21 protein-coding genes and 2 pseudogenes are annotated in these 21,502 nt (G+C 34.6%); 16 read left to right on the top strand and 7 right to left on the bottom strand.

Annotated elements, in window-relative coordinates; translation table 11 throughout:
* Positions 1-50: 50 nt before the first annotated feature.
* Genes AC3B7A_RS02710 through AC3B7A_RS02685 form a run of 6 tightly spaced genes read left to right on the top strand, consistent with a single transcriptional unit; the run spans position 51 to position 4,919 of the window.
* Positions 51-806, top strand: a complete 756-nt coding sequence (locus AC3B7A_RS02710; protein ID WP_489756202.1) for a sugar phosphate isomerase/epimerase family protein — start codon at positions 51-53, stop codon at positions 804-806.
* Entirely contained in the window at positions 803-2,098 is a 1,296-nt protein-coding gene (locus AC3B7A_RS02705) for a gluconate:proton symporter (protein ID WP_489756201.1), read from the top strand. Before AC3B7A_RS02710 ends, AC3B7A_RS02705 begins: the two co-directional genes overlap by 4 nt.
* A gap of 30 nt (positions 2,099-2,128) precedes the next feature.
* Positions 2,129-3,091: a sugar kinase gene (locus AC3B7A_RS02700; RefSeq protein ID WP_489756200.1), complete on the top strand. Its 963-nt coding sequence runs from the start codon at positions 2,129-2,131 to the stop codon at positions 3,089-3,091.
* Entirely contained in the window at positions 3,091-3,714 is a 624-nt protein-coding gene (locus AC3B7A_RS02695) for an orotidine 5'-phosphate decarboxylase / HUMPS family protein (RefSeq protein ID WP_489756199.1), read from the top strand. Before AC3B7A_RS02700 ends, AC3B7A_RS02695 begins: the two co-directional genes overlap by 1 nt.
* Positions 3,711-4,253 carry a 6-phospho-3-hexuloisomerase gene (hxlB, locus tag AC3B7A_RS02690; protein WP_489756198.1) on the top strand — a complete coding sequence of 181 codons (543 nt, stop codon included), beginning with the start codon at positions 3,711-3,713 and terminating at the stop codon, positions 4,251-4,253. Before AC3B7A_RS02695 ends, hxlB begins: the two co-directional genes overlap by 4 nt.
* An 18-nt stretch (positions 4,254-4,271) precedes the next feature.
* Positions 4,272-4,919 carry a bifunctional 2-keto-4-hydroxyglutarate aldolase/2-keto-3-deoxy-6-phosphogluconate aldolase gene (locus AC3B7A_RS02685; protein WP_489756197.1) on the top strand — a complete coding sequence of 216 codons (648 nt, stop codon included), beginning with the start codon at positions 4,272-4,274 and terminating at the stop codon, positions 4,917-4,919.
* Positions 4,920-5,044: 125 nt separating this feature from the next.
* Here the strand turns inward: AC3B7A_RS02685 and AC3B7A_RS02680 are convergent, their stop codons facing one another.
* The 4 genes and pseudogenes from AC3B7A_RS02680 to AC3B7A_RS02665 form a co-directional block, all read right to left on the bottom strand.
* On the bottom strand, positions 5,045-6,046 hold the full coding sequence (locus AC3B7A_RS02680) for a choloylglycine hydrolase family protein (RefSeq protein WP_489756196.1): 1,002 nt from the start codon (positions 6,044-6,046) through the stop codon (positions 5,045-5,047).
* A gap of 280 nt (positions 6,047-6,326) precedes the next feature.
* Positions 6,327-6,461, bottom strand: a complete 135-nt coding sequence (locus AC3B7A_RS02675) for an IS3 family transposase (RefSeq protein WP_489756195.1) — start codon at positions 6,459-6,461, stop codon at positions 6,327-6,329.
* Between the two features lie 14 nt (positions 6,462-6,475).
* Positions 6,476-7,078 (bottom strand): annotated as a pseudogene (locus AC3B7A_RS02670) (IS3 family transposase); the annotation flags it as partial.
* A gap of 101 nt (positions 7,079-7,179) precedes the next feature.
* Positions 7,180-7,437 carry a transposase gene (locus tag AC3B7A_RS02665; protein ID WP_489756194.1) on the bottom strand — a complete coding sequence of 86 codons (258 nt, stop codon included), beginning with the start codon at positions 7,435-7,437 and terminating at the stop codon, positions 7,180-7,182.
* Positions 7,438-7,537: 100 nt separating this feature from the next.
* Between AC3B7A_RS02665 and AC3B7A_RS02660 the strand changes: the two genes are divergently transcribed.
* From AC3B7A_RS02660 to AC3B7A_RS02645, 4 genes are all read left to right on the top strand, one after another.
* Positions 7,538-7,846, top strand: coding sequence for a hypothetical protein (locus AC3B7A_RS02660; protein WP_489756193.1), 309 nt, complete (start codon positions 7,538-7,540; stop codon positions 7,844-7,846).
* A 379-nt stretch (positions 7,847-8,225) separates the two neighbouring features.
* Complete coding sequence (locus AC3B7A_RS02655; protein ID WP_489756192.1) at positions 8,226-8,849, top strand: hypothetical protein; 624 nt, start codon at positions 8,226-8,228, stop codon at positions 8,847-8,849.
* A 14-nt stretch (positions 8,850-8,863) separates the two neighbouring features.
* Complete coding sequence (locus tag AC3B7A_RS02650; protein WP_489756191.1) at positions 8,864-10,072, top strand: XRE family transcriptional regulator; 1,209 nt, start codon at positions 8,864-8,866, stop codon at positions 10,070-10,072.
* A gap of 63 nt (positions 10,073-10,135) precedes the next feature.
* Positions 10,136-11,296 (top strand): RNA-guided endonuclease TnpB family protein, encoded by a 1,161-nt coding sequence (locus AC3B7A_RS02645; RefSeq protein ID WP_489756528.1) that lies wholly within the window; start codon positions 10,136-10,138, stop codon positions 11,294-11,296.
* 67 nt (positions 11,297-11,363) lie between these two features.
* Here the strand turns inward: AC3B7A_RS02645 and AC3B7A_RS02640 are convergent.
* The 3 genes and pseudogenes from AC3B7A_RS02640 to AC3B7A_RS02630 form a co-directional block, all read right to left on the bottom strand.
* Positions 11,364-12,784 (bottom strand): annotated as a pseudogene (locus tag AC3B7A_RS02640) (6-phospho-beta-glucosidase).
* A 6-nt stretch (positions 12,785-12,790) separates the two neighbouring features.
* Positions 12,791-13,630: a MurR/RpiR family transcriptional regulator gene (locus tag AC3B7A_RS02635; RefSeq protein ID WP_489756190.1), complete on the bottom strand. Its 840-nt coding sequence runs from the start codon at positions 13,628-13,630 to the stop codon at positions 12,791-12,793.
* A 773-nt stretch (positions 13,631-14,403) separates the two neighbouring features.
* Positions 14,404-14,865 carry a type II toxin-antitoxin system HicB family antitoxin gene (locus AC3B7A_RS02630; RefSeq protein WP_489756189.1) on the bottom strand — a complete coding sequence of 154 codons (462 nt, stop codon included), beginning with the start codon at positions 14,863-14,865 and terminating at the stop codon, positions 14,404-14,406.
* A 346-nt stretch (positions 14,866-15,211) separates the two neighbouring features.
* Between AC3B7A_RS02630 and AC3B7A_RS02625 the strand changes: the two genes are divergently transcribed.
* From AC3B7A_RS02625 to AC3B7A_RS02600, 6 genes are all read left to right on the top strand, one after another.
* Positions 15,212-16,612 carry a hypothetical protein gene (locus tag AC3B7A_RS02625; RefSeq protein ID WP_489756188.1) on the top strand — a complete coding sequence of 467 codons (1,401 nt, stop codon included), beginning with the start codon at positions 15,212-15,214 and terminating at the stop codon, positions 16,610-16,612.
* Between the two features lie 410 nt (positions 16,613-17,022).
* Positions 17,023-19,053 (top strand): DUF262 domain-containing protein, encoded by a 2,031-nt coding sequence (locus AC3B7A_RS02620; protein WP_489756187.1) that lies wholly within the window; start codon positions 17,023-17,025, stop codon positions 19,051-19,053.
* Between the two features lie 42 nt (positions 19,054-19,095).
* A complete protein-coding gene (locus AC3B7A_RS02615; RefSeq protein ID WP_489756186.1) occupies positions 19,096-19,341 on the top strand; it encodes a phospholipase D-like domain-containing protein in 246 nt (81 codons plus the stop codon).
* A 24-nt stretch (positions 19,342-19,365) separates the two neighbouring features.
* Positions 19,366-19,932, top strand: a complete 567-nt coding sequence (locus tag AC3B7A_RS02610) for a hypothetical protein (protein ID WP_489756185.1) — start codon at positions 19,366-19,368, stop codon at positions 19,930-19,932.
* Positions 19,933-20,068: 136 nt separating this feature from the next.
* A complete protein-coding gene (locus tag AC3B7A_RS02605; protein WP_489756184.1) occupies positions 20,069-20,293 on the top strand; it encodes a transposase in 225 nt (74 codons plus the stop codon).
* A gap of 175 nt (positions 20,294-20,468) precedes the next feature.
* Positions 20,469-21,197, top strand: a complete 729-nt coding sequence (locus AC3B7A_RS02600; protein ID WP_489756527.1) for an IS3 family transposase — start codon at positions 20,469-20,471, stop codon at positions 21,195-21,197.
* Positions 21,198-21,502: the final 305 nt, after the last annotated feature.

Here is a 21,502-nt window from a genome sequence, read left to right as displayed (position 1 = left end):
CCTAAAAGGCACTAACTACGAATCATTTAATAAGCTAGAGGAGGATATTCATGACATTAATTTTGAATACTTGGATTTTTGAAAAAGATGTTCAAAAAGGAACAGATCAAGTAACTTTAGTGGATCGAGTTCACGCTTTAGGTGCTGATGGAATCGAAGTCCGACGCGAATATTTTGACGATCTGCCAAAGCAATTACCGTTAGTTGGCAAAAAGGCGCAAGAATTAGGCTTGATTGTTAATTATAGCGTGCCAGATGCTATTTTTTTAGCAGACGGTCAGTTAAATCCTAAGTTACAGCAATATTTTGTTGAAGGACAAACCCTCGGGATTACTAAAATTAAATTTAATATAGGTCATTTTGAAAAATTTCACGGTGACTTGAAACAGGAACTAAGCCAATTACCGTTAGATAAAATCGAAATGAATGTGGAAAATGATCAAACCCTATTAAGTGGCACTTTAAAGCCAATTCAAAACTTTTTAACAGCTACTAGCCAAGCTGGTTTGCAACAAATTGGTTATGTTTATGATTTAGGCAATTGGGCTTTTACCCACGTGGATCCAATTGAAAGCGCTCAAGCGTTAGCCGCGCGGACGCATTATATTCATTTGAAAAATATTATTAGTGATAGTGGTGAATTGAGTACTTCGGCTGATTTAGAAACCGGAATTTTTGATTGGCGCCAAATTTTGCAGTACTTGCCTCAAGATGTGATGGTGGCTTTGGAATATCCGATGAATTCTGATCAAGAGATTAAACAACAAATGCAGTTATTGCAACAAGAAATCGGTGATGGCAAATGAGTTCAACCATTATTTCAATCCTATTATTAATTTCTTTTGTGGCATTTATTGTTTACATTTTGAAAGGTGGCAATTTAGTCATCGGTTTCTTCGTGATGGCAATTTTATGGTCAATTATTGGCCTAGTACCTTTTAATGTGGCCATTAAAAAAGTTTTTGCAGAACCAGCACTGAATTATGGTCCGACGATTATTTATATTATTTTTGGTTCTTGGTTTGGCCGCGTTTTGGTTGATAGTGGTATTGCACCCGCTATTTCTCGGGCGACGAATAAAGTCGGTAAAAAGAAACCGTTAATCGCTGCGATTTTAGTGATTATTGTGACCGCTTTTATTTTTGTGAGTGCTTACGGAGTAGGTTCAGTCATTGCCATTGGAGTCATTTTACTACCAATTTTATTGTCCGTGGGTGTACCGCGGGATATTGCTCTAACCGCTTTTTCGTTAGCAATTGGCGCGCCAATGTACGTCAATATTGTGTTGTATAACCAAATTAAAGCCTTTTTCCCGCATGCAGTTTACGGCGGCCGTTATTTACAATTTGGCTGGATCGCTGCGTTGGTGCAATTGGTAATTGTGATTATCTTTTTGGTTTTGATGCGTAAGAAATTCAATCCGGATCAAGCGGCAGAAAATTTAGAGGTTATTGGCGCCAGTTTTGAACAAAATGACGAGCACCAAGAAAAAGTTCCGTATTTAGCTTATGTCGTGCCCATTATTCCGGTAGCCATGAACATGTTATTTAAGTGGGATGCCATCCCCTCTTTAGTGTTATCAATTATTATTGCCATGCTTTTAACGGGTAAGTTAAAAGGCTATAAAAAAGCGGTGGACTTTATTAATTCTACTGTTGCACAGGCAATTAGTGATATTTCTGGCTTAATTATCTTCTTAATGGCCTTAATTATGTTTAGCGGGGCAGCCACAATTAATGCCAAACACTTTGAACCGTTATTTAACGCGATTTTGCCCCATAGTCATCTGATTTTGGCGTTAGCCTTAGGAATTTTAGCACCATTGGCTTTGTTTAGAGGCCCACTACATGTTTGGGGTGCCGGTGCAGCCACGGCAGCAGTTTTATCAGGTACTGGTTTGTTTAAAGATGCTTTCTTATTACCGTTACTTTACGTGCCAACGTTGATGGCAGTTTCAACTGATATTACGCAGTCTTGGAATGTTTGGGGCTTGGATTACATGAAAGTGGAGTCTAAAGACTTTCTCAAATACGGAGTGCCGGTGATGTGGCTGGTTTCAGTCATTAATGAAGTTTTAGTTTATGTCTTTTTTGGCTAAATTTTTGGAAAATAAAATGGAGATTAAATAATGAGTGAATTTATTACAATTGGTGAACCACTGGTAACTTTTGCTTCCAAAGATCCAGATATTTCTTTAACTGATGCGCTGGATTTTGGCAAAATTATGGGCGGTGCTGAATTAAATGTGGCGATTGGGGTGACCCGCTTGGGGCATAGTTCCGAATATATTTCTCAAGTAGGTGCCGATCCTTTTGGTGAATTTGTTAAAAAAACAATTCTTAGTCACCATGTGGGCACTACGTACGTTTCAGAAGATCCTAAACATTTTACTGGTCATCAGTTAAAACAATTAGTAACTAAGGGTGATCCAGATACTTTTAATTATCGTAAAGGTTCGGCAGCTTGTTATCTAGATGAAAAAATCATTGACCAAGTAGATTTAGCGGGTGTCAAAATTGCACATATGTCGGGAATTTTTCCAGCCATTTCTAAAACTGCTGAGTCGACTTTTCGTAAATTATTTCAACGGCTCATTGACCAAAAGATTTTGACAACGTTTGATCCCAATTTACGGCCATCATTGTGGTCTTCACAAGAGCAGATGGTGCAGACGGTTAATGAATTAGCTGGTTTGGCCGATATGGTTTTACCAGGAATTAACGAAGGAAAAATTTTGGTCGGCACTGCTGATCCAGAACAAATTGCGGACTTTTATTTGCAACAAGGTCGCACGAAAACGGTGATTGTCAAAATTGGACCAGCAGGAGCTTTTGTTAAAACTAAAGCTGGTACTAGTTATACAGTACCTGGTTTTAAGGTTGAACACGTGGTTGATACAGTGGGCGCTGGTGATGGCTTTGCCTTGGGGGTCATTACGGCACTTTTGGAGAAAAAAGATTTGCATGCAGCTGTGATCCGCGGCAACGCGGTGGGGGCTTTACAAGTTCAAACGCCTGGTGATAATGATGGTTATCCAACACCTGTGCAATTACAAGAATTCTATCAACAGCATGGGGTTCAAGAAAACTAATGAAATTACAAGTCGCCTTAGATCGCGTTAGTTTAACAACAGCGCTCAAGTTAGCACAACAATTAGATGGTCAAGCCGATATTGTAGAATTTGGCACCTCAATTATTAAAGATTATGGTTTACAGTTTTTACAAGCTATTAATTTTCGGCTGAATCATTCGCAATTGTTATTAGACTTAAAAACGATGGATGAAGGTGTTTATGAATTCGAACAAGGTTTTAAAACTGCTGCTGATATTTTAACCGTTATGGGTAGTTCAACGATGGGCACGATTCAACAAACTTATGCAATCGCCAAACGCCAACAAAAGGGTGTTCTGATAGACTTGATGGCAACTGATGTGGCAAAAATTAGACAATTACAATACTTTCAACAAGCTATTTTTAATATTCATGCGGCTAAAGACAGTCATCAAGTAATTGATTGGCCTAAAAAGATTGCTGATTTTCGGCAACAATTTCCATTGATTAAGCATATTGCCGTAGCTGGCGGAATTGATTTAACCCAAGCCCAAGCGATTGCGCAACAAGGATTGGCCGAAGTGATTATTGTTGGTGCCAAAATTACTCATGCTGCGGATCCGCGAGTGGCAACGCAAAAATTTTTGGAGGTCGTAAAATGAAAGTCATAAAAGAGGTGTTAGACGAAATTCAACAAGTATTGAACTTGGTGGATGAAGAGCAATTAAGAAAAACACTGGCGCTGATTCACAAGCAGCAACGGATTTTTGTTTTAGGTGCTGGACGTTCCGGTTTAATGGCTAAAGGTTTTGCCATGCGCTTGATGCATTTGGGGTATCAAGTCTACGTGATTGGTGAAACCATTACACCAGCAATTCAAAAAGAAGACTTGTTAATTGCTGTTTCGGGCTCAGGACAAACGAACAGTGTGCTTGAACCGAGTCAAAAGGCGCACAATGCGGGAGTCACAGTTCTTGCGATAACTAGTGATCCACAATCGCCCTTAGCTCAATTAGCCACCTTGACTTTAGTTGTCCCGGGGGCGACGAAAACGGGTGCGGGCATCAAGTCGATGCAGTTATTGAGTACGTTGTTTGATCAAAGTGTTCATATTATTTTAGACATCGTGTGTTTATTATTGAGTCAACGCGATCAAACTTCTAATGAAGCAGCTAAGGCTAGTCACAGTAATTTAGAGTAAAAAGGAAGTTAAAAAGTAATGCAAAAGGTGAATATTTTAAATCAAATTCAAGCTGCGGGGGTCGTGGCTGTGGTTCGGGGCGAGAACGCTGACCAAGCTGTCCAAACGGCGACAGCTTGTATTCAAGGTGGAGTTAAAGCCATTGAATTGACGTTTACGGTGCCGCAAGCTGATGCAGCAATTACAAAACTTAAACAAGACTTTGTGACAGATTCTCAAGTAGTCATTGGTGCGGGCACCGTGTTAGATGCCATCACGGCGCGAATTGCTATCATAGCTGGTGCTCGCTTTATTGTCAGTCCTACGTTTGATAAACAAACTGCGTTATTGTGCAATGAATACCAGATTCCATATCTGCCAGGTTGTATGACACCCACGGAAGTGGACACGGCTTTGCGCTATGGGGTGGATATTGTCAAGGTCTTTCCTGGAAGTGTGGTTGGTGCTAATTTTGTGCAAGCCATCAAAGCACCATTACCATATGCCAACATCATGCCCACAGGCGGTGTTAATTTAGAGAATATGCACGAATGGTTTGAAAAAGGTGTGGTGGTTGTAGGTGCCGGTAGTGATTTAACGGGTGCAGCCAAACAGGGTGATTTTGCCAGTGTTACCAAACGTGCGCAAGCATATTGCCAAGAATATCAACGAATTCGGCAAAATTAATTGTCCAAATAAAATAGCAGGTTAAGAAGCTGGGATACAATAAGGAATGAATGCGCGTTTAATTCGACGATAATTATTCTTATTGTCTCAGCATCAAAGCCTGCTATTTTTGTGCTTTAGATTAATTAGTTTAAATAAGCAATATCTTCAACTGGTTGAACTTTAAATTCGCGATAATCAGTTTCTTTGAGTAATTCTGGCGTTAAGCGAACGCAATTAATCCGTTGATTACCATAAGTTGAATAGTAATAACTGCGCGATTCTGCACAAATGTAAGCACTGTAACAAGTATAATCAAACGTTCCATCAGGAGTAACGACGATACCGCGCGGAATGCTAACGGGTTCTAACATATGATGAGCTAAAGAAACTCCCGCTTTCTCATCAGCTGCTGGTTCAACATTGTTTTTCATGAAGGCAGTCCGTACAAAACGACTAACTGGTGTGTAATCACCGGGCAAACCAAAAGTTCCAGAACCTTGACTAAAAGGTTTTAAGGTTTTACCAATAAAGTCCACGTCATCATGTTGCATCGAAGTAACGGATAAGTAATTACGTAAGTTAGTTTCATGCCAATGATAATCGGGACTGTTAGTCATGACACCAATGGAGTTTTCGATCAAATGGACGCCATCGGCTTGTGGTTCGACGATTAAACTAGCACCACTTTCATCAGAAAAAATATAATGCAAAGGGGAAACAGCTTTTAAAGTCGGATTAGCATCGTTGATGATGGTAATTTTGTCATTGAATAATTGTTTGATTTCCGCCAAATTTTTAGCTTGTGACAAAATGACCGAAATTACTTTATCAGGGGAAACTGCCCAAGTATTGGCTGCGGCCTGATCGTGATAACTGCAATAACCTGGAAAATAAAGGGTGCCGCCCATGACACCTTGTTCATTCACACCGTCAAAGGTGATGGGGGCTTGATTTTCAATAGCGCCCATTCCTAAAAAAGCATACTTACTAGTAACTGTTTGTGAGCTACTGTAAGCACTGGGGAAAGTTTTGTTTTGGGGCACGAAAACCACTTGTTGTGCCATTTCCATCATAAAATCCATGGTTCGTGATAAGAAATGTTTCTGATCTTTAGTGGCCATTGTAAAACTACTGCATCCGATCATTTAAATCACTCCAATTCTTAATTTTAGATTAATAATCTTGATAAGAATTATAGGCTTGGCAAGTGTTGAATGCAATTTATATTTAAAATTTGGATATAAACTGTATAATTATGAATAGATATTATCATAGTGAAAATTAGAAGGGTATGGATCTAGGTCAAACATTTGGACACATTTTTGTAGAATTTTTTAGTGTTTTGAGACATTTTTGCTTGCTTCAATTTGAATTGGAAACTAAAACTTTCTAATTAAAACTGAGGCAAGTAAATTAAAAGCCTGATTATATTGATTCAACTTGATTAGGTGTTAAATAATTGGGACTACTATGAATTCTCTGGTTATTATAAAATCCTTCAATGTATTTAAATACAGCAATTTTGGCTTCCTCAAAAGTTTGATAATTATGCAGACACACCTCTTCTTTTTTAATGAAGCATGAAATGATTCAATCGTAGTGTTGTCATAGGGATATCCCTTTTGACTATATGAATGTTTAATACCTAGTCTGCTTAATTCTTGATTGTAAAAATTGCTGGTATATTGTGAACCCATATCTGAATGTAAAATCAACACAAACTTGGGAATCTTTTGAGTCTCACAAGCATTATTTAAAGTCTTTACGCATAAATCAACAGTCATTCTTTTTGAAAAAACCCCGGCAATAATCTTTTTTGAATATAGGTCTTGAATCGTTGATAAATAGCACCAACCAACTTGTTTGGTATAAATATAAGTGATGTCTGTTACCCATTTTTCATTATAATGTTGGGCTGTAAAATCTTGCTTTAATATATTTGGTAATTGAACTATTTTACGTTTTTTACCAACACTGGGACGCCATTTCTTAACTGTTTTAGAATGAACTCCTAATCCCTGCATGATTCTTTGCACCAACTTCAAACTAACTTTTAGCAGGATCTGGTAAATTTTTGGTGCGCCATAGATGCCCTTAAACTGATCATAAATTTCTTTAATACGTTTTTTCAAAGACAAATGACGTTGTTTTCGTTGAGAAACCTTATATTGTAAAACGTTATAATACGTTTATCTTGGACTATCTAATACCTGACAGATTTCAATAACGGAATGCTACTTTTGATTGACCAGCAGCGCACCTTGCCAATCATTAGCACTTACTTTTTGGAGAACACGGTTAAGGCTTTTTTTAAAATATCATTTTCACTTTCTAGTTTGGGTACTTGCTTTTTTAAGGCTAAAAAATCAGCCTGAGAAATACCTGTTTTCGAATCTTTTTGATAAAGTTTAATCCATTTATAAATTGTTGCCTCTGCTAAACCATATTCACGTTGTAAGTCAGCTACTGAAGAACCATTTTCATATAAACCGACAATTGTCTTTTTAAAGTCTATAGAATATTTTTTTCTATTCATGTTTGGCGCATTCCTTTCCTTAATGGAATTCTACCAAATTCTGTCCATGAATTTATACTAGCACCAACAAGTGCTGATATTGGTACTTAATATTTACTTTTTGGTTCATGAAATTCTAGATGTTGATGGAACTTACTTTTCAATTGTTCTTTATTTATTAGGTACGGTTTTTGTAGTTATTTCCTTGATCTGTATTGATTTACCAAAATTTAAGGTAATTTCTAATAAGACGAGAATACTTCTAGATTCTTGGAGCACAGCTCTTCTATTTGCAGCAGCTGTTTTTGATCTTACTGCAGAAGGAGTAATTCATTCAGTTTATGGAATAATGGCTACTTTAATTTTACTGGTGTTGTCTGCATTTTCTGTATTTGTTGATTACATTTTAGAAAAACAACGTAAGAAATAGTTTAATCTTATATTTCTTACTTGATACTTACTTTTTTAATTATTAACTTGATTTATAAAAGAAAACGCTTATACTATTAAATGCGAACATAAGTTCGACATGAATATTTTATTTGGAGGATAAACTATGTTTAATCTTGATGTAACTGTTAATAACGCTTTGAGTCTACTAGATGTTGATTTTAAAAAAGGAGTAAGAGAGCTTAATAAAAGACAAGTTTGATCTTATTTTGTTTTTATTCAAAGATATGATGGAACTGTACAAATCTGAACTGTCTACGGATATCAACCATGTTTTGAATCAAATTATAAGCAGATGTATAGCGGAACGATATCTGTATATTAAATTTCTTGTTTGTGATGGTTCCAAAAGATATGATTTGAAAAAAGAAGCGTATTCTCTGGTTCAGGAGACATATGCTGAAAAAAAGTATAAAGATGTATTTCGTTTGGTGGAAATAAAATCTGAAAAGGATGCATTTCAAATTGCAGCAGCTACTAATATTGCAAGCAACCAGTTTAGGAAAACAAATTCATCTTTTGAAAGTAAGGAACAAAAGATTATGAGTTCTGTAAATGACTTTTTAGAAAGATTTAATAAAGAATATGGGTCTAATTTGACTTATGAACAATTTAAAGACAAAGACCAATTTTATAAGATTTTTCCTAATGAAAATAAGAAACAATTAGGTACTTTACAAGAATTGGCAAGATATTTAGGTGACAATAAAGAAAATGTATTGGTGATGAACACTTCATCTCAAAGGGTTCACGCTTCTGATGAATATGACGAGTATTGTATAAAAAATGGTTCTATCAAAAAAAAGCAGAATCCAGATGATATGATTCCTAAGATGATTGGCATTAAATATTTAGGATACTCTCTTAAAATAATTGCAGAGTTTTGTTCATTTGATAATTTGATTGATAGAAAAGTATTTGAATATGTTGATAATGTCTATAAAGAAGGAAGGAAAACGGCAGAGTATTACATGAAAAATTAAAGGAGTAAAAGTTAATGTATGAAGCAGTATTTAACGGGCAAAGATTAACAGAGGCAAGGCATTACAGAGGAATGACGATTAGTGAATTAGCAAGCCTCCTATCAGTTTCAAATAAGATATTGAGTCAGTACGAGAATGATATTTTGATGCCCAATGAGGATAAAATATTTGTGCTGATGAAAGAGCTGGGGCTAGATAGGGATTTCTTTTATGGAACGGACAAAGTGATCGTCAATAATGAGAGTACATTTTATAGTTCCAATAATAATGTTGATGTTGCTTCAGTAAAGGCACCTTTTGATTTCTACTTAAAAGTAGTCTGTATACTGAGAGACTATTTTGAAAACTACTTAAACTTTTCAAGCTTGAATAGTGACCTTGGTTACTTATCAGAAATGAAACCAGTTGACGCTGCAATGGCTTTAAGAATGGAATGGGGATTAGGTTCAGATCCTGCTGATAATTTACTGTACAAGTTACAGCAGAACGGTTACTTAGTAGTTACCTTACCATCTTGGATAAGTGATCCATATAAAGATACTTCAGGAATGGCGACATGTAGATCAGTTCAAGATATTAATTTGGGTAATAAAGTCAAGTATTACTTACTTGTCACTAGCTCAAATATTTCAGTTTTTGATCAGCAATGGTCTTTGGCCAAGGGTCTAGGACACATGCTTTTGCATATGGGAAATTATAATCCTTTAGAATTAGATAGCATGGAGCTATTTGACTTAAGCAAACAAGCAGAGGAGTTTGCAGATGCTTTGTTATTACCACCGACTACTCCAGTTCAAAAAGAGATGAACAATATTAGGTCAATAGATGATGTCTTTAGTATGAAGCAGAAATGGAAAGTATCAGCTGAAAGAATTATTTTGCGTTCTAGAAGTTCTCAATTTAGTACACAAAGTGCCCCAACTCATTTAATGTCGCAATTAGATGAGTATAAAAAGAGCAACAATGGTATTGAGGAATATGAAAATGATCCAAACTTTAAAATGATTCAACCAGCCACTTTAAACCAAGCTGTAATGATTTTACAAAATAATGATGTATTGAATTTAAATGAAATTGCTGATCAAATACAGAAAAATTATGGAATAAAGTATCCAGTAAGTTTAATAGAGTCAATATGTGGTATTTCAAATAATTACAAAGTTTTTGGCAAGGAAACACGCTCTTTTAAGGACGTGATGAATTGCCTAGTATTTAAATCTTAACTACTTTATAAATAACTATGACTTATAATTAATTTATTAAACCAAAGGTGGTGCAAGATCTTGGTGTTCAAAGCTGTTCAACTAAAAATCTATCCGAACCAAAAACAACGACAACAAATTATTGAAAACTTTGGTGCTGTGCGCTTTGTTTGGAATCAAATGTTAGCGATGCAGCAAGAACGTCATGATAACGGTGGCAAGTTTGTTAAGACCTTTGGCATGAATTATTTAATCAAACAGTTAAAGCAAGAATACCAGTTCTTAAAGAATGCTGAAGCTACTAGTTTGATCAACACCAATAAAAACTTAGGAATTGCTTATGAACGTTTCTTTCATAAACAAGCTCGTTTCCCCAAGTTCAAATCTAAACACTATGCTAAACAAAGTTATACTTGCAATAATGTTAACCAAAACATTAGAGTCCTGAAGCAACATTATTTGAAACTTCCTAAGCTGGGGGTGGTTAAATATCGTGGTCGTTACATCACTGACAAAGTTAAATCGGCTACCATTAAGCTTAGTCCAGCAGGCAAGTTTTATTGCGTTTTATTGATTGAGTGTGAAAACCAAACACCTTTCAAGAAAACAAGTCAAACTGTGGGTTTAGATATGGGAGTTGCTGATTTAGTGATTAGTTCTGATGGTCAAAAATTTAAAACGATTCGGTTTGATAATCAGTTATCGCAGAAAAAACGTCAGTGGCAACGTAAACTAGCTCGTCGACGAGCTTTAGCTAAGACGCGTGTTGCCATGCATAATCGGTTTCATCCTGATAACAAGATTGATCTAAATGATTGTCACAATTATGTGCAAGCCAAACAAAAGGTAGCTCAAATTTCAGAACAAATTGCCAATCAACGCCATGATTATCTAAATAAGTTAACGACCCAATTAGTTAACGGCTATGACTTGATTGTGATAGAAGATTTGAAAACCAAAAATTTGCTAAAGAATCACCATCTAGCTAAAGTGATAACTAATCAAGCGTGGCGAGAAATTCGCCGACAATTGGAGTATAAGTGTGCATGGTACGGTAAACAATTAATTACTGTCAATCCGAGAAAAACGAGTCAAATCTGTTCCAATTGTGGCTATGATGACGGAAAACATGAGTTAGATGTCAGACAGTGGCAATGTCCACAATGTAAAAAGACTCATGACCGCGATGTCAATGCTGCATTAAATATAAAGCAATTAGGCTTGGAACAAGCCATGGTAAATTAGGATAAACCGCTACTAAGTTGTAAGACAAAGCTTAGCAAGTTAAGTCTGTTCCCAGAAGCTCGGTACTTTAGTGCCGACGTAGTTCACGGGCCTCGTTTCTAACTCCTAAACAAGCGCCATTCGTGGCAATCACATTTTGGTACCAGTAAAAAGATTGCTTTTTGTAACGCTTAAAAGTCTGAGCATCAACATAAATAAAATCATAACGTTTTTCAATTTCACCAGTCGAAGCACTGATCAAATCAATAGCAGACCACGGTGTATAACCCAAAACGTCAACACCGTCCAGTTCAATGGCTTTGATCATTTGGGTGACATGTTGTTGTAAATACTCAATGCGATAATCGTCATTGATTTTACCAGCTTCAAATTTGTCATAAGCACCAAAACCATTTTCCACAATAAATAATGGTTTTTGATAGCGCTCATATACAACATTTAAGATATAGCGTAAGCCGATTGGATCAATTGCCCAACCCCAATCACTTTTGGGCACGTTGGGATTAGCCACTTCAGTAAAATCATTTGCGGCGTTGAATTGTGCGGTTGTGGATTTATAGTAGCTAAATCCCAAGTAATCCACCGTTCCTTGTTTAATCGTAGCTAAATCTTGGTTCGTGATATCGAGCTTAAAATGTTTACGTTCCCATAATTTGGTGATGTAAGCTGGATAAGAGCCGCGTACTTGCACGTCACTGAAGAAAAAGCGGCGATCCATGGCTTTCACACTAGCCAGCACATCTTGTGGTTGACATGAGTAAGGATAAATGGGGCCGAAGTGAAGCATACAACCAACTTGAAAGTCAGGATTGATTTTTTTGCGGCTTGCACAGCTAAGGCACTGGCGACAAATTGGTAATGACTGATTTGATACATCGTTTGTTCAGCATTTTCATCAGCATGATATAAAACCCCAGCGCCCGTCCAAGCGTTAAAGGGATTGTCAATGTCAATTAAGTTATTGATTTCGTTAAAAGTCATCCAATATTTGACTTGATTAGCATAGCGATGGAAGCAAACTTCGGCATATTTTAAAAAGAAGTCAATCATTTTGCGATTGCGCCAGCCACCATAAGTTTTCGCCAGATGGTAAGGCATTTCAAAATGCGACAAGGTAACGACAGGTTGAATGTCATATTTTAAGCATTCAGCAAAGACGCGGTCGTAGAATTCTAGTCCCATTTCATTAGGTTGTGCTTCATCACCATTTGGAAAAATTCGCGACCAAGCAATACTCAAGCGAAAACACTTAAAGCCCATTTCCGCCATTAATTTAATATCTTCTTGATAGTGATGATAAAAATCAATTGCTTGATGATTCGGATAGGTTTGATTGGCGAGAACTCCGGCGGTAATTTTGCGTGGATGTTTGACATCACCTTTAGTCATAACATCAGTGACACTGACACCTTTGCCAGCGACATTCCAAGCACCTTCATACTGATTGGCAACCACGGCGCCACCCCAGAGAAAATTTTTATTTAACATGGATCATTATTCTTCCTTTTCTTGATCGACTTGGTGTGAGATGCGGTTGATGGTCGGGTAATTAGCTAACATTTTAAAAGAAACGATGACATCGAATAAATACTGGAGTGCAGCAATATAAACCACATTACTGAGATCTAAAGTTCCTTTAGTCGTCATGATCACAATGGTTTCATCACAAATTTGACAAATTGGGCGCTTATTACTATCACAAATTACGACCGTTTGGTAATTTTGGGAGCGCAATTGTTGGGCAATTTGATACATTTGTTGATTATTACCAGTATGGGTCAAGATAAAAGCTAAAACAGGCGGATGTTCAGCAGTCGCGTTGTTAGAATGCATTGGATTTAAAGAATTATAAGCATTAGAAATGCACCCGACTTCTTCCAGTTCTAAACAAAAACTTCGTGCTAATTCATAATTTAAACCTTGACCATAGATTTCGATTCGTTGAGCTTGTTGAACTAACTCAATAATGTGTGCAATAGTCGTTGGATTTAATAAGCTATTTGTATATTCGATAGCACGTTTATGCACCCGAGCAATGCGCTTAAAAACATCATCTATGGGCATGGTTGGTTCTAAAGGTTTGACGTCTAAATCTTCGCGCAATTTAATAATATTGGGTAATTCACAAGCAAACGTATACTTAAACTGTGAATAACCACTAAAACCAGCTTTTTGGCATAAGCGGACAATTGTTGCGGCACTAGTGTAACTAGCTTTAGCTAATTGATTAATGTTTAATCCTAAAATTTTAGTTGGGTTATTGACGATATAATTTAAACTAACGCGTTCTTGGGCGGTCAAGTTAGTAATTGCCTGCATCTCATCAAGGATCATGATTTAAAATTCCTTTCCAGTCGACATGGAAGAAAGTCGTGAGCATTTGAGATTAAAACTGAGTAATAATCTGATTTTAATTAGGAGCCAACTAATTAAAACTGTTTACTTGCGACTTCACTTATATTATAAAGTGCTTTTAAGAGCGACTGCAAGACTTGGAGATTAAATTGGTAATCGTTTTCAAAAAAGCGTAATTTCAAAATAAAAATTGGAAGATATTTTCAAAAATAGGTAACAGCTATAAAAATGACCAGTTGCAGGCTAGAAGGCAACTGGTCATTGGGATGAAATTTTTAAGTGATACTGCTAGAATTAAGGCAGACTAATTAAACCTGTTTAGCTAACAAGTTTAATTGGTTTAGCAGTGACGTGTGACTACGCACCCTTCAAATATACTAAACTGTGGAGGTGAAAGTCATGCTAATTTGGCAAGGACTAGGAGGATTCTACGATTAAAATCGCTATTATTATCGTAGCTTGTGGGCAATTCATCATTGATTGCGCTAGAGCTTACGCGATAATAAAAAAAAGCTAATCATTAAGATTAGCTAGCTCCTAGTCACTAAACTGCGATTGAGAGTATCAGCTGCATCTGATACTTTCTTTACATAATTCATTTTAATCAGTAATTTTCTTTTTTGCAAGTATTTTGTTATTTATATACTCATAGTATTATGACAAATTATCAGTTGCTTTTATATTGATCTGCAATTTCTTTATTTCTCAATTATTAGCTTTTAAAAAGCTAATGAACGTAATGAAGTTGATTTTTATTCATCATCTTCGCCATACAAAAATTGATCACCTTGATGAATAATAGCATCTAAAAGGGTTTTAGAAAGATCTAGATCTAAATTTCGACTTAAATCATCTGCCCATTGGGGGATAGTTAAAGTTTTTTCTATCAGTTGATCAGCTTGTAAGTACTTAGTAACATCGACCATAACCATAGAGATAAAAGATTTATTGGGATCATAATAAAACTCGCCGGGTAAGGGATTATTTTTAACTAATGACAACGTATTGATGTTAGAAGCTTTTGGCAGAGGGCGCTTTCTTTCAAAATGATCAGCCAACACCATACCTAGCCAATCACTAGCCATAAAAAGTGCATCAGAAATATCTGCGCCTTGTGTTCCTGCTCCATCAAAATCAGGGAAACTAATGAAAAAAGAATCTGCGTTGCTGTTACTGTCATCATAATAAAAAAGTGCCGGATAACTATAGTTCATATTTAAACTCCTAAATGAAAAATTTATTAATTACCAAAAATATCAATAAATTAAAAATATTTATCCCATTATTATAATAAGCTGAATTGATTTGATTTTCAAATTCATAATATAAAAATAGTTTATTTCCGATGGAGTTAGGCTACGACCAAAGCTAACGGTTAGGTACAAATTAATATAATGCGTAAATTCATCTTATTGCTCAAATTTCACTAATTGTTAATCAATTTACCATATTTTTAATCCAGTATTTGTTATAAAATTAAAAGTTTTGCTACAAATTGATTAGATTTAGGTTATTATGTAATTGATAAAATAATTTATTCAATTGTGGGGGATAGAGTAAATGGATTTTTATGATTTGTTGAAAAAGTACAAATTAGAAATTATTGTAGAATTGGTGATTATTGTCTTGCTCCTAATTTGTGGCTTGGCAGGAATTCTAAATTTTCGTAGTGTGTTAAGTGATGGTACCTTTGTGGCAGCAGCGCTATCTGTGCCGGTGGCAATAACCCAGTTTCTAATTTCCAAAAATGAAAATGATGATGAGTTCTACTATGATTATCTAGAAAAAATGATTCAGTTGCCAAATTTTGAGAATGAACAGTTTGATGATGATATATGTGTGAAATTAAAGTCCATTCAATTAAAAAGAATTTATGAATCGGCGATGCGCGAAATTAGTGATCACAAATCAAGACAAGATTTTAAGGCAGCGACTTTGTCGACTTATTTTAAAATTTTTACCAAGGGAATGAACTTTGATATTGACCAGATTTTTCCAGTGGCTGAACAAAATCAATTAGAGACAACAATTAATCCTGAAACTTATTTGCAAGATTGTAGAAGCTACATCAAATTTGTTGAAGATAAGTTACAAGATGATCAGGATTTTAGACAACTTTTACAACAGGTAGCTGAACAACAGACGAATAATGAAGTTTATGCCGACCTTCAAACGCAAGTAATTGATCAAGAATTTGGCAAAATCTTTAAAAATGTTGTTTGGAAAAGAATTTTTGACTGGAAGGATTCTGATAATAACCATCGTTATTTTAATAAGAATATTTTTTTAAATGCCCAATTCAATAATTGGGAAGACATGGGTGTGTTTGATAGCTCAATTTTGATTAATCCAGTGTTTAATTACTCGAATATGTCTGATGGTGAAGCTCGCAGGTTACGCAACGGCTTGGAACTAAATCACTATACGGATATTGAATATGTAGTCAAAAATAAATTAAATAGTGTAATGATTAATCCACAGGTTAAAATCGAAGGCAAAGATTTGGCACTTTATGGTGATGATGAACCTAAAAATGAAATTGAAGCTTATGTCGAACTGAGTGACTTAGTCGATCGTTCAATTTTGCGGCAAAATTATTTATCGGAGAATGATGGCATTGTGAAGATTTCTAAGGCTTATAATATGGATTATGCTGCAAAGTGGGAATCTTGGTTTAGTTTTAATCGTGATTATTGGCAAAGGTTTTATAATGATAATAGCGTTCGGCATTTTTATTTTATTATTGCTGGGGATGTTAAATCTTTGATTATTAAGTTTGATAAATTCAACCTGCAAAAGATAATTGCCGTTAAGGAGAATAGTGGTAGTTATGATCGCTATGATTTTTATTTTCGCTTTCAGCCACTTGCTGGGGCTCAATGGCAATTGTGTGATTCTAAGGTTAAAAATGATGATGCTATTAAAATTAAGACGAATGTGAATGAGCTGGAGCTTTTGTGACAGGTAGAAACATTAGTAGTTGCTCGGTTTTATAAACAAGCAGCTTTGATCAAAAATAACCACTAGTTGAAGAAGAATATTCTCCAACTGTGGTTGTTTGTGTGGATTAAGTTGTTCCATTGCTAAATCTTTAAGGGTACAAAAACTAATACTATAGAGTACATTAAACTGTTAGCCTTAATATACTTTTATTACTATGTGAAAGTCAAGTTAATCAAATAATTTTAAATCATCATAATACTATAGAACATTAGTTTTAATCCCATGTATGAATGTAAATGATTTTTTGAAATTTAACCTTGAAAATTGCTAGAATTCGGTTTATTGTTAAAACATATAAAATAAAAATTACAGATTTTTAATTGATTTAAGTTTATTACTTTTTGAAACAAGTTAAAAGGATTTTACTTATGAAAACATATGAAGAACCAATAATTGCCAACTTAGATGTTACTGATAAACGTTTGATCATTCCAGTTTATCGGCGCAATTATGATTGGCAACGAGATAATTGTCGGCAATTATTTCAGGATTTGTTAACAGTTATTAAAGAACAAAAGAATAGTCATTTTTTTGGTAGTATAGTTCAAGTTCGTGATGAGGAGGTTTCAGATGATGAAATAGTTATAGACGGCCAACAACGCATAACTACTGTTTACTTACTTTTATTGGCAATTGAAAAGTTATTGAATGAAGACAAAATTCAAGTTCATGATAAGCAATTAGTCTTGCGAATTAAAGATGGTTACTTAACCAATCAATTTTTACCTAAGAACGAAAGCTTACGATTGAAGCCGATTGACGATGATGAAGTAGCTTTGAAAAAATTAGTTTTTGATCCAGCTACTGAATATGTAATGGATTCTAATATTACTAATAATTATCAATATTTTTACGAAACTATTTTACAAAGTGGTCTTTTTGCAGATGAACTATTCGCCGCCATTAAGAAATTGCGTGTTGTAAGAATTGCTTTAAATCCTAAAGAAGATAATGCACAGTTAATTTTTGAAAGCTTGAATTCCACGGGTTTGGATTTGACGGAAGCTGATAAAATTCGAAATTATGTTTTAATGAATCAATCACAGAAACTGCAGGAAAAATATTATCAACAATATTGGCACAAAATGGAGCAGTTAACACAATATCAAGTGTCCGATTTGATTCGCAATTTTCTGACTTTAAAATTAAAACGAACGCAAAAAATTAATCAAGTCTATCCTGAATTTAAAAAATACGTTCAAAAATCTAAACTCACGATTGAACCAGTTTTACAGGAATTGACTCAATTAGCTAAATTTTACCAAGAAATCGTTGCTGCTGATACTTCTGATGAAAATGTTGATATTATTTTAAAACGGCTTAACGTTTTAGAAATGAATGTTACTCGGCCATTTTTATTAGCAGTATTTGCTGATTGGCAACAAAAGAAATTAACAGCTACTCAAGTTGTGCAAATTTTACAAACAATCGAAACGTTCATTTTTCGGCGATTGATCTGTGACTTATCTACTAACTCACTCAACAAAGTTTTTGCTACTTTATATAATGATATTACTAAGTTGGGTGCTAGTGCTGAACAGTTTGTTCCCGTCCTTAATTATATTTTGCTGAATAAACAAGATTCAGGGCGGTTACCAAATGATCGTGAATTTTCCAATGCTTTAGCAACTAAAGATATTTATCACATGCAGTCTAAAAATAAGCGTTACTTATTTAATCGGTTAGAAAATCAAAATTCACGTGAACGGGTGAATGTGCTGCAAAATACGAATAATGGTACTTATACAATTGAACATATTATGCCACAAACTTTATCTGCCACTTGGAAGAAGGAGTTGGGAACCAATTATCAACAAGTTCATGAACAGTGGCAAAATCGTTTGGCTAATCTGACGTTAACAGCCTACAACAGCAATTACAGTAATCGCTCTTTTACAGAAAAGAAAAACATGCCAGATGGTTTTAACCATAGTGGGTTTCGAATGAGTGAGTTTATGAAAAACTGTGATCATTGGACAAAAAAAGAACTATTGGAGCGAAATGAATTATTAAAACGACAAGCTTTAAAATTATGGTCTTATCCGACGACGAATTTTGTTCCACCGGTCAAGATATATGAACAGCATACCATTGATGAAGATTATCAGTTTACCGGTAAAAAATTAGTATCCTATATTTTTCAAGGAACGACTTATCAAGTTAAATCTTGGCGAGAAATGTATCTTGATATGATTCATAATTTTATGGAAATTGATCCAACCCCGGTTTATAAATGGGTCGCTAGTAAAGCCACTAAGGGATTAGGATTACATTTTACTGCGACCTCCAATGAAAAAAATAAAAAATTGGCAGATGGCGTTTATGTTTTAGTTCATAGTAGTACTTGGAATAAAATTCACATGTTGCGCAAATTATTTAATTTGTATCAGGTTGATTGATATGGATGAGTTAGTGTTGGAAGTTAAATAACGGAGGAAATAATGTCACCAAAGTTAATTGATAATAAGGAAAATAATACCCTTAAAAATGTTTTGGCTGATAAAATTGTTAAGGGTTCAAAGATTAGTATTCAAACGGATGCTTTTTCAATTTTTGCGTTTCATGCTCTTCAAAAAGAGATTAAACGTTCAAGTGGATTGAATTTGTTATTAACAACAAGATCTTTTCTTGAAAATGAAGAGACAAGTCTATTAAAACGCTACGAAATTGCACAAATTAAAGAGTAAATTTAATGGAATGGGATGGATATTTTGAAAATTAATAAAAAGTTGATTGTTTTGTGTTTTATGTTTCTCATGATTATTTTAACTGGATGTACTAGTAACAATTATAGTAAAGATAACAATAATAAAGAGTACTCAGAGTCCGATAATATAATATCTAAAATTAAAAAATTTCATTCAGCTGATGATGTTATTACATTTGAAGAAACTGATGGTAATAAAAATAATAATGAACAGTCAAGTGGGAGAGCATACCTAATGAAAAATATGAGTGATGGGGGGTCTTATAGATTTGGAATGACAGAATCAGGGAATGATGATCCATTTATAATGTTTTATTTGGCTAAAGTTTATGCCCATGATTGTCATCATTACATGTATGTGTTATTTCCATATTATACAAGCTATAAGCGTGGTGTTTTGAAGGCTTATGTAAAAAGTAAGCAAGTTATATTAAGTAATAATCTTTTTGTTTCCAGAAATATGAATGAATTTTCACCTAATCAATTAGAAAGTATTTTTAATATGGAGATTGATAAGAATACTAAGTTTACTTTTACCCCAGATGGGGATGATTATTTTATTTGGAGGTGATTGTTTATATTAATTTTTTCAATTTATCTGATGATTAATGAAGTTCATGTGGTTTTAGTTAAAGAATATGGGGTGCTAGTATAAATTCATGGACAGAATTTGGTAGAATTCCATTAAGGAAAGGGATGTGCCAAACATGAATAGAAAAAAATATTCTATAGACTTTAAAAAGACAATTGTCGGTTTATATGAAAATGGTTCTTCAGTAACTGACTTACAACGTGAATATGGTTTAGCGGCTGCAACAATTTATAAATGGATTAAACTTTATCAAAAAGATTCAGAAATAGGTATTTCTCAGGCTGGTTTTTTAGCCTTAAAAAAACAAGTAACCAAATTAGAAAGTGAAAATGATATTTAAAAAAAAGCCTTAACCATATTCGCAAAAAAGTAAGTGTTAATGATTGGCAAGCTGCGCTGCGGATCAATCAAAAGCAGCATTCCATTATTGAAATCTGTCAGGTATTAGATAGTCCAAGATCAACGTATTATAGTGTTCTGCAATATAAGGTTTCTCAACGAAAACAACGTCATTTATCTTTGAAAAAACATATTATATTAAAGAAATTTATGATCAGTTTAAGGGCATCTATGGCGCACCAAAAATTTACCAGATCCTGCTAAAAGAAGGTCTCAAAGTTAGTTTGAAGTTGGTGCAAAGAATCATGCAAGAATTAGTAATTCATTCTAAAACAGTTAAGAAATGGCGTTCCAGTGTTGGTAAAAAGCATAAAATAGTTCAATTACCAAATATTTTAAAGCAAGATTTTACAGCCCAACATTGTAATGAAAAATGGGTAACAGACATTACTTATATTTACACCAAACAAGATGGTTGGTGCTATTTATCAACGATTCAAGACCTATATTCAAAAAAGATTATTGCCGAGGTTTTTTCCCAAAAAATGACTGTTGATTTATGCGTAAAGACTTTAAATAATGCTTGTGAGACTCAAAAGATTCCCAAGTTTGTGTTGATTTTACATTCAGATATGGGTTCACAATATACCAGCAATTTTTACAATCAAGAATTAAGCAGACTAGGTATTAAACATTCATATAGTCAAAAGGGATATCCCTATGACAGTGCTACGATTGAATCATTTCATGCTTCATTAAAAAAAGAAGAGGTGTATCTGCATAATTATCAAACTTTTGAGGAAGCCAAAATTGCTTTATTTAAATACATTGAAGGATTTTATAATAACCAGAGAATTCATAGTAGTCTCAATTATTTAACACCTAATCAAGTTGAATCAATGTAATCAGGCTTTTAATTTACTTGCCTCAGTTTGAATTAGAAAGTTTTAGTTTCCAATTCAAACTGAGGCAAGCAAAAAGGTCTCAAAGCACTAAAAAATTCTACAAAAATGTGTCCAAATGTTTAACCTAGATCCACAATTTTGCCTCTTTCTTCAGGAGAGAGTTGGTGATAATGGTGTTGCGTGTTAGACTGAGATTGGGTCATGGAGAATTACCTACTTTTTTGTTTGATCACTTTAAGTTTAGGACTCTATGGCCTATTTGTATACTTTATTTTTTGTTGCATTTAGATTTTAAATCAGGCTAT

This window comes from Bombilactobacillus sp. ESL1202, assembly GCF_058107125.1.
This window is presented reverse-complemented; position numbering and strand designations above follow the sequence as displayed.

Excerpts from the sequence above, each read along its gene's own strand:
- AC3B7A_RS02700 (WP_489756200.1), top strand. The coding sequence starts at position 2,129 with ATGAGTGAATTTATTACAATTGGTGAACCACTGGTAACTTTTGCTTCC.
- AC3B7A_RS02685 (WP_489756197.1), top strand. The coding sequence starts at position 4,272 with ATGCAAAAGGTGAATATTTTAAATCAAATTCAAGCTGCGGGGGTCGTG.
- AC3B7A_RS02680 (WP_489756196.1), bottom strand. The coding sequence starts at position 6,046 with ATGATCGGATGCAGTAGTTTTACAATGGCCACTAAAGATCAGAAACAT.
- AC3B7A_RS02615 (WP_489756186.1), top strand. The coding sequence starts at position 19,096 with ATGTCACCAAAGTTAATTGATAATAAGGAAAATAATACCCTTAAAAAT.
- AC3B7A_RS02650 (WP_489756191.1), top strand. The coding sequence starts at position 8,864 with ATGTATGAAGCAGTATTTAACGGGCAAAGATTAACAGAGGCAAGGCAT.
- AC3B7A_RS02605 (WP_489756184.1), top strand. The coding sequence starts at position 20,069 with ATGAATAGAAAAAAATATTCTATAGACTTTAAAAAGACAATTGTCGGT.
- AC3B7A_RS02630 (WP_489756189.1), bottom strand. The coding sequence starts at position 14,865 with ATGAACTATAGTTATCCGGCACTTTTTTATTATGATGACAGTAACAGC.
- AC3B7A_RS02620 (WP_489756187.1), top strand. The coding sequence starts at position 17,023 with ATGAAAACATATGAAGAACCAATAATTGCCAACTTAGATGTTACTGAT.
- AC3B7A_RS02695 (WP_489756199.1), top strand. The coding sequence starts at position 3,091 with ATGAAATTACAAGTCGCCTTAGATCGCGTTAGTTTAACAACAGCGCTC.
- hxlB (WP_489756198.1), top strand. The coding sequence starts at position 3,711 with ATGAAAGTCATAAAAGAGGTGTTAGACGAAATTCAACAAGTATTGAAC.
- AC3B7A_RS02625 (WP_489756188.1), top strand. The coding sequence starts at position 15,212 with ATGGATTTTTATGATTTGTTGAAAAAGTACAAATTAGAAATTATTGTA.
- AC3B7A_RS02710 (WP_489756202.1), top strand. The coding sequence starts at position 51 with ATGACATTAATTTTGAATACTTGGATTTTTGAAAAAGATGTTCAAAAA.
- AC3B7A_RS02705 (WP_489756201.1), top strand. The coding sequence starts at position 803 with ATGAGTTCAACCATTATTTCAATCCTATTATTAATTTCTTTTGTGGCA.
- AC3B7A_RS02665 (WP_489756194.1), bottom strand. The coding sequence starts at position 7,437 with ATGAATAGAAAAAAATATTCTATAGACTTTAAAAAGACAATTGTCGGT.
- AC3B7A_RS02635 (WP_489756190.1), bottom strand. The coding sequence starts at position 13,630 with ATGATCCTTGATGAGATGCAGGCAATTACTAACTTGACCGCCCAAGAA.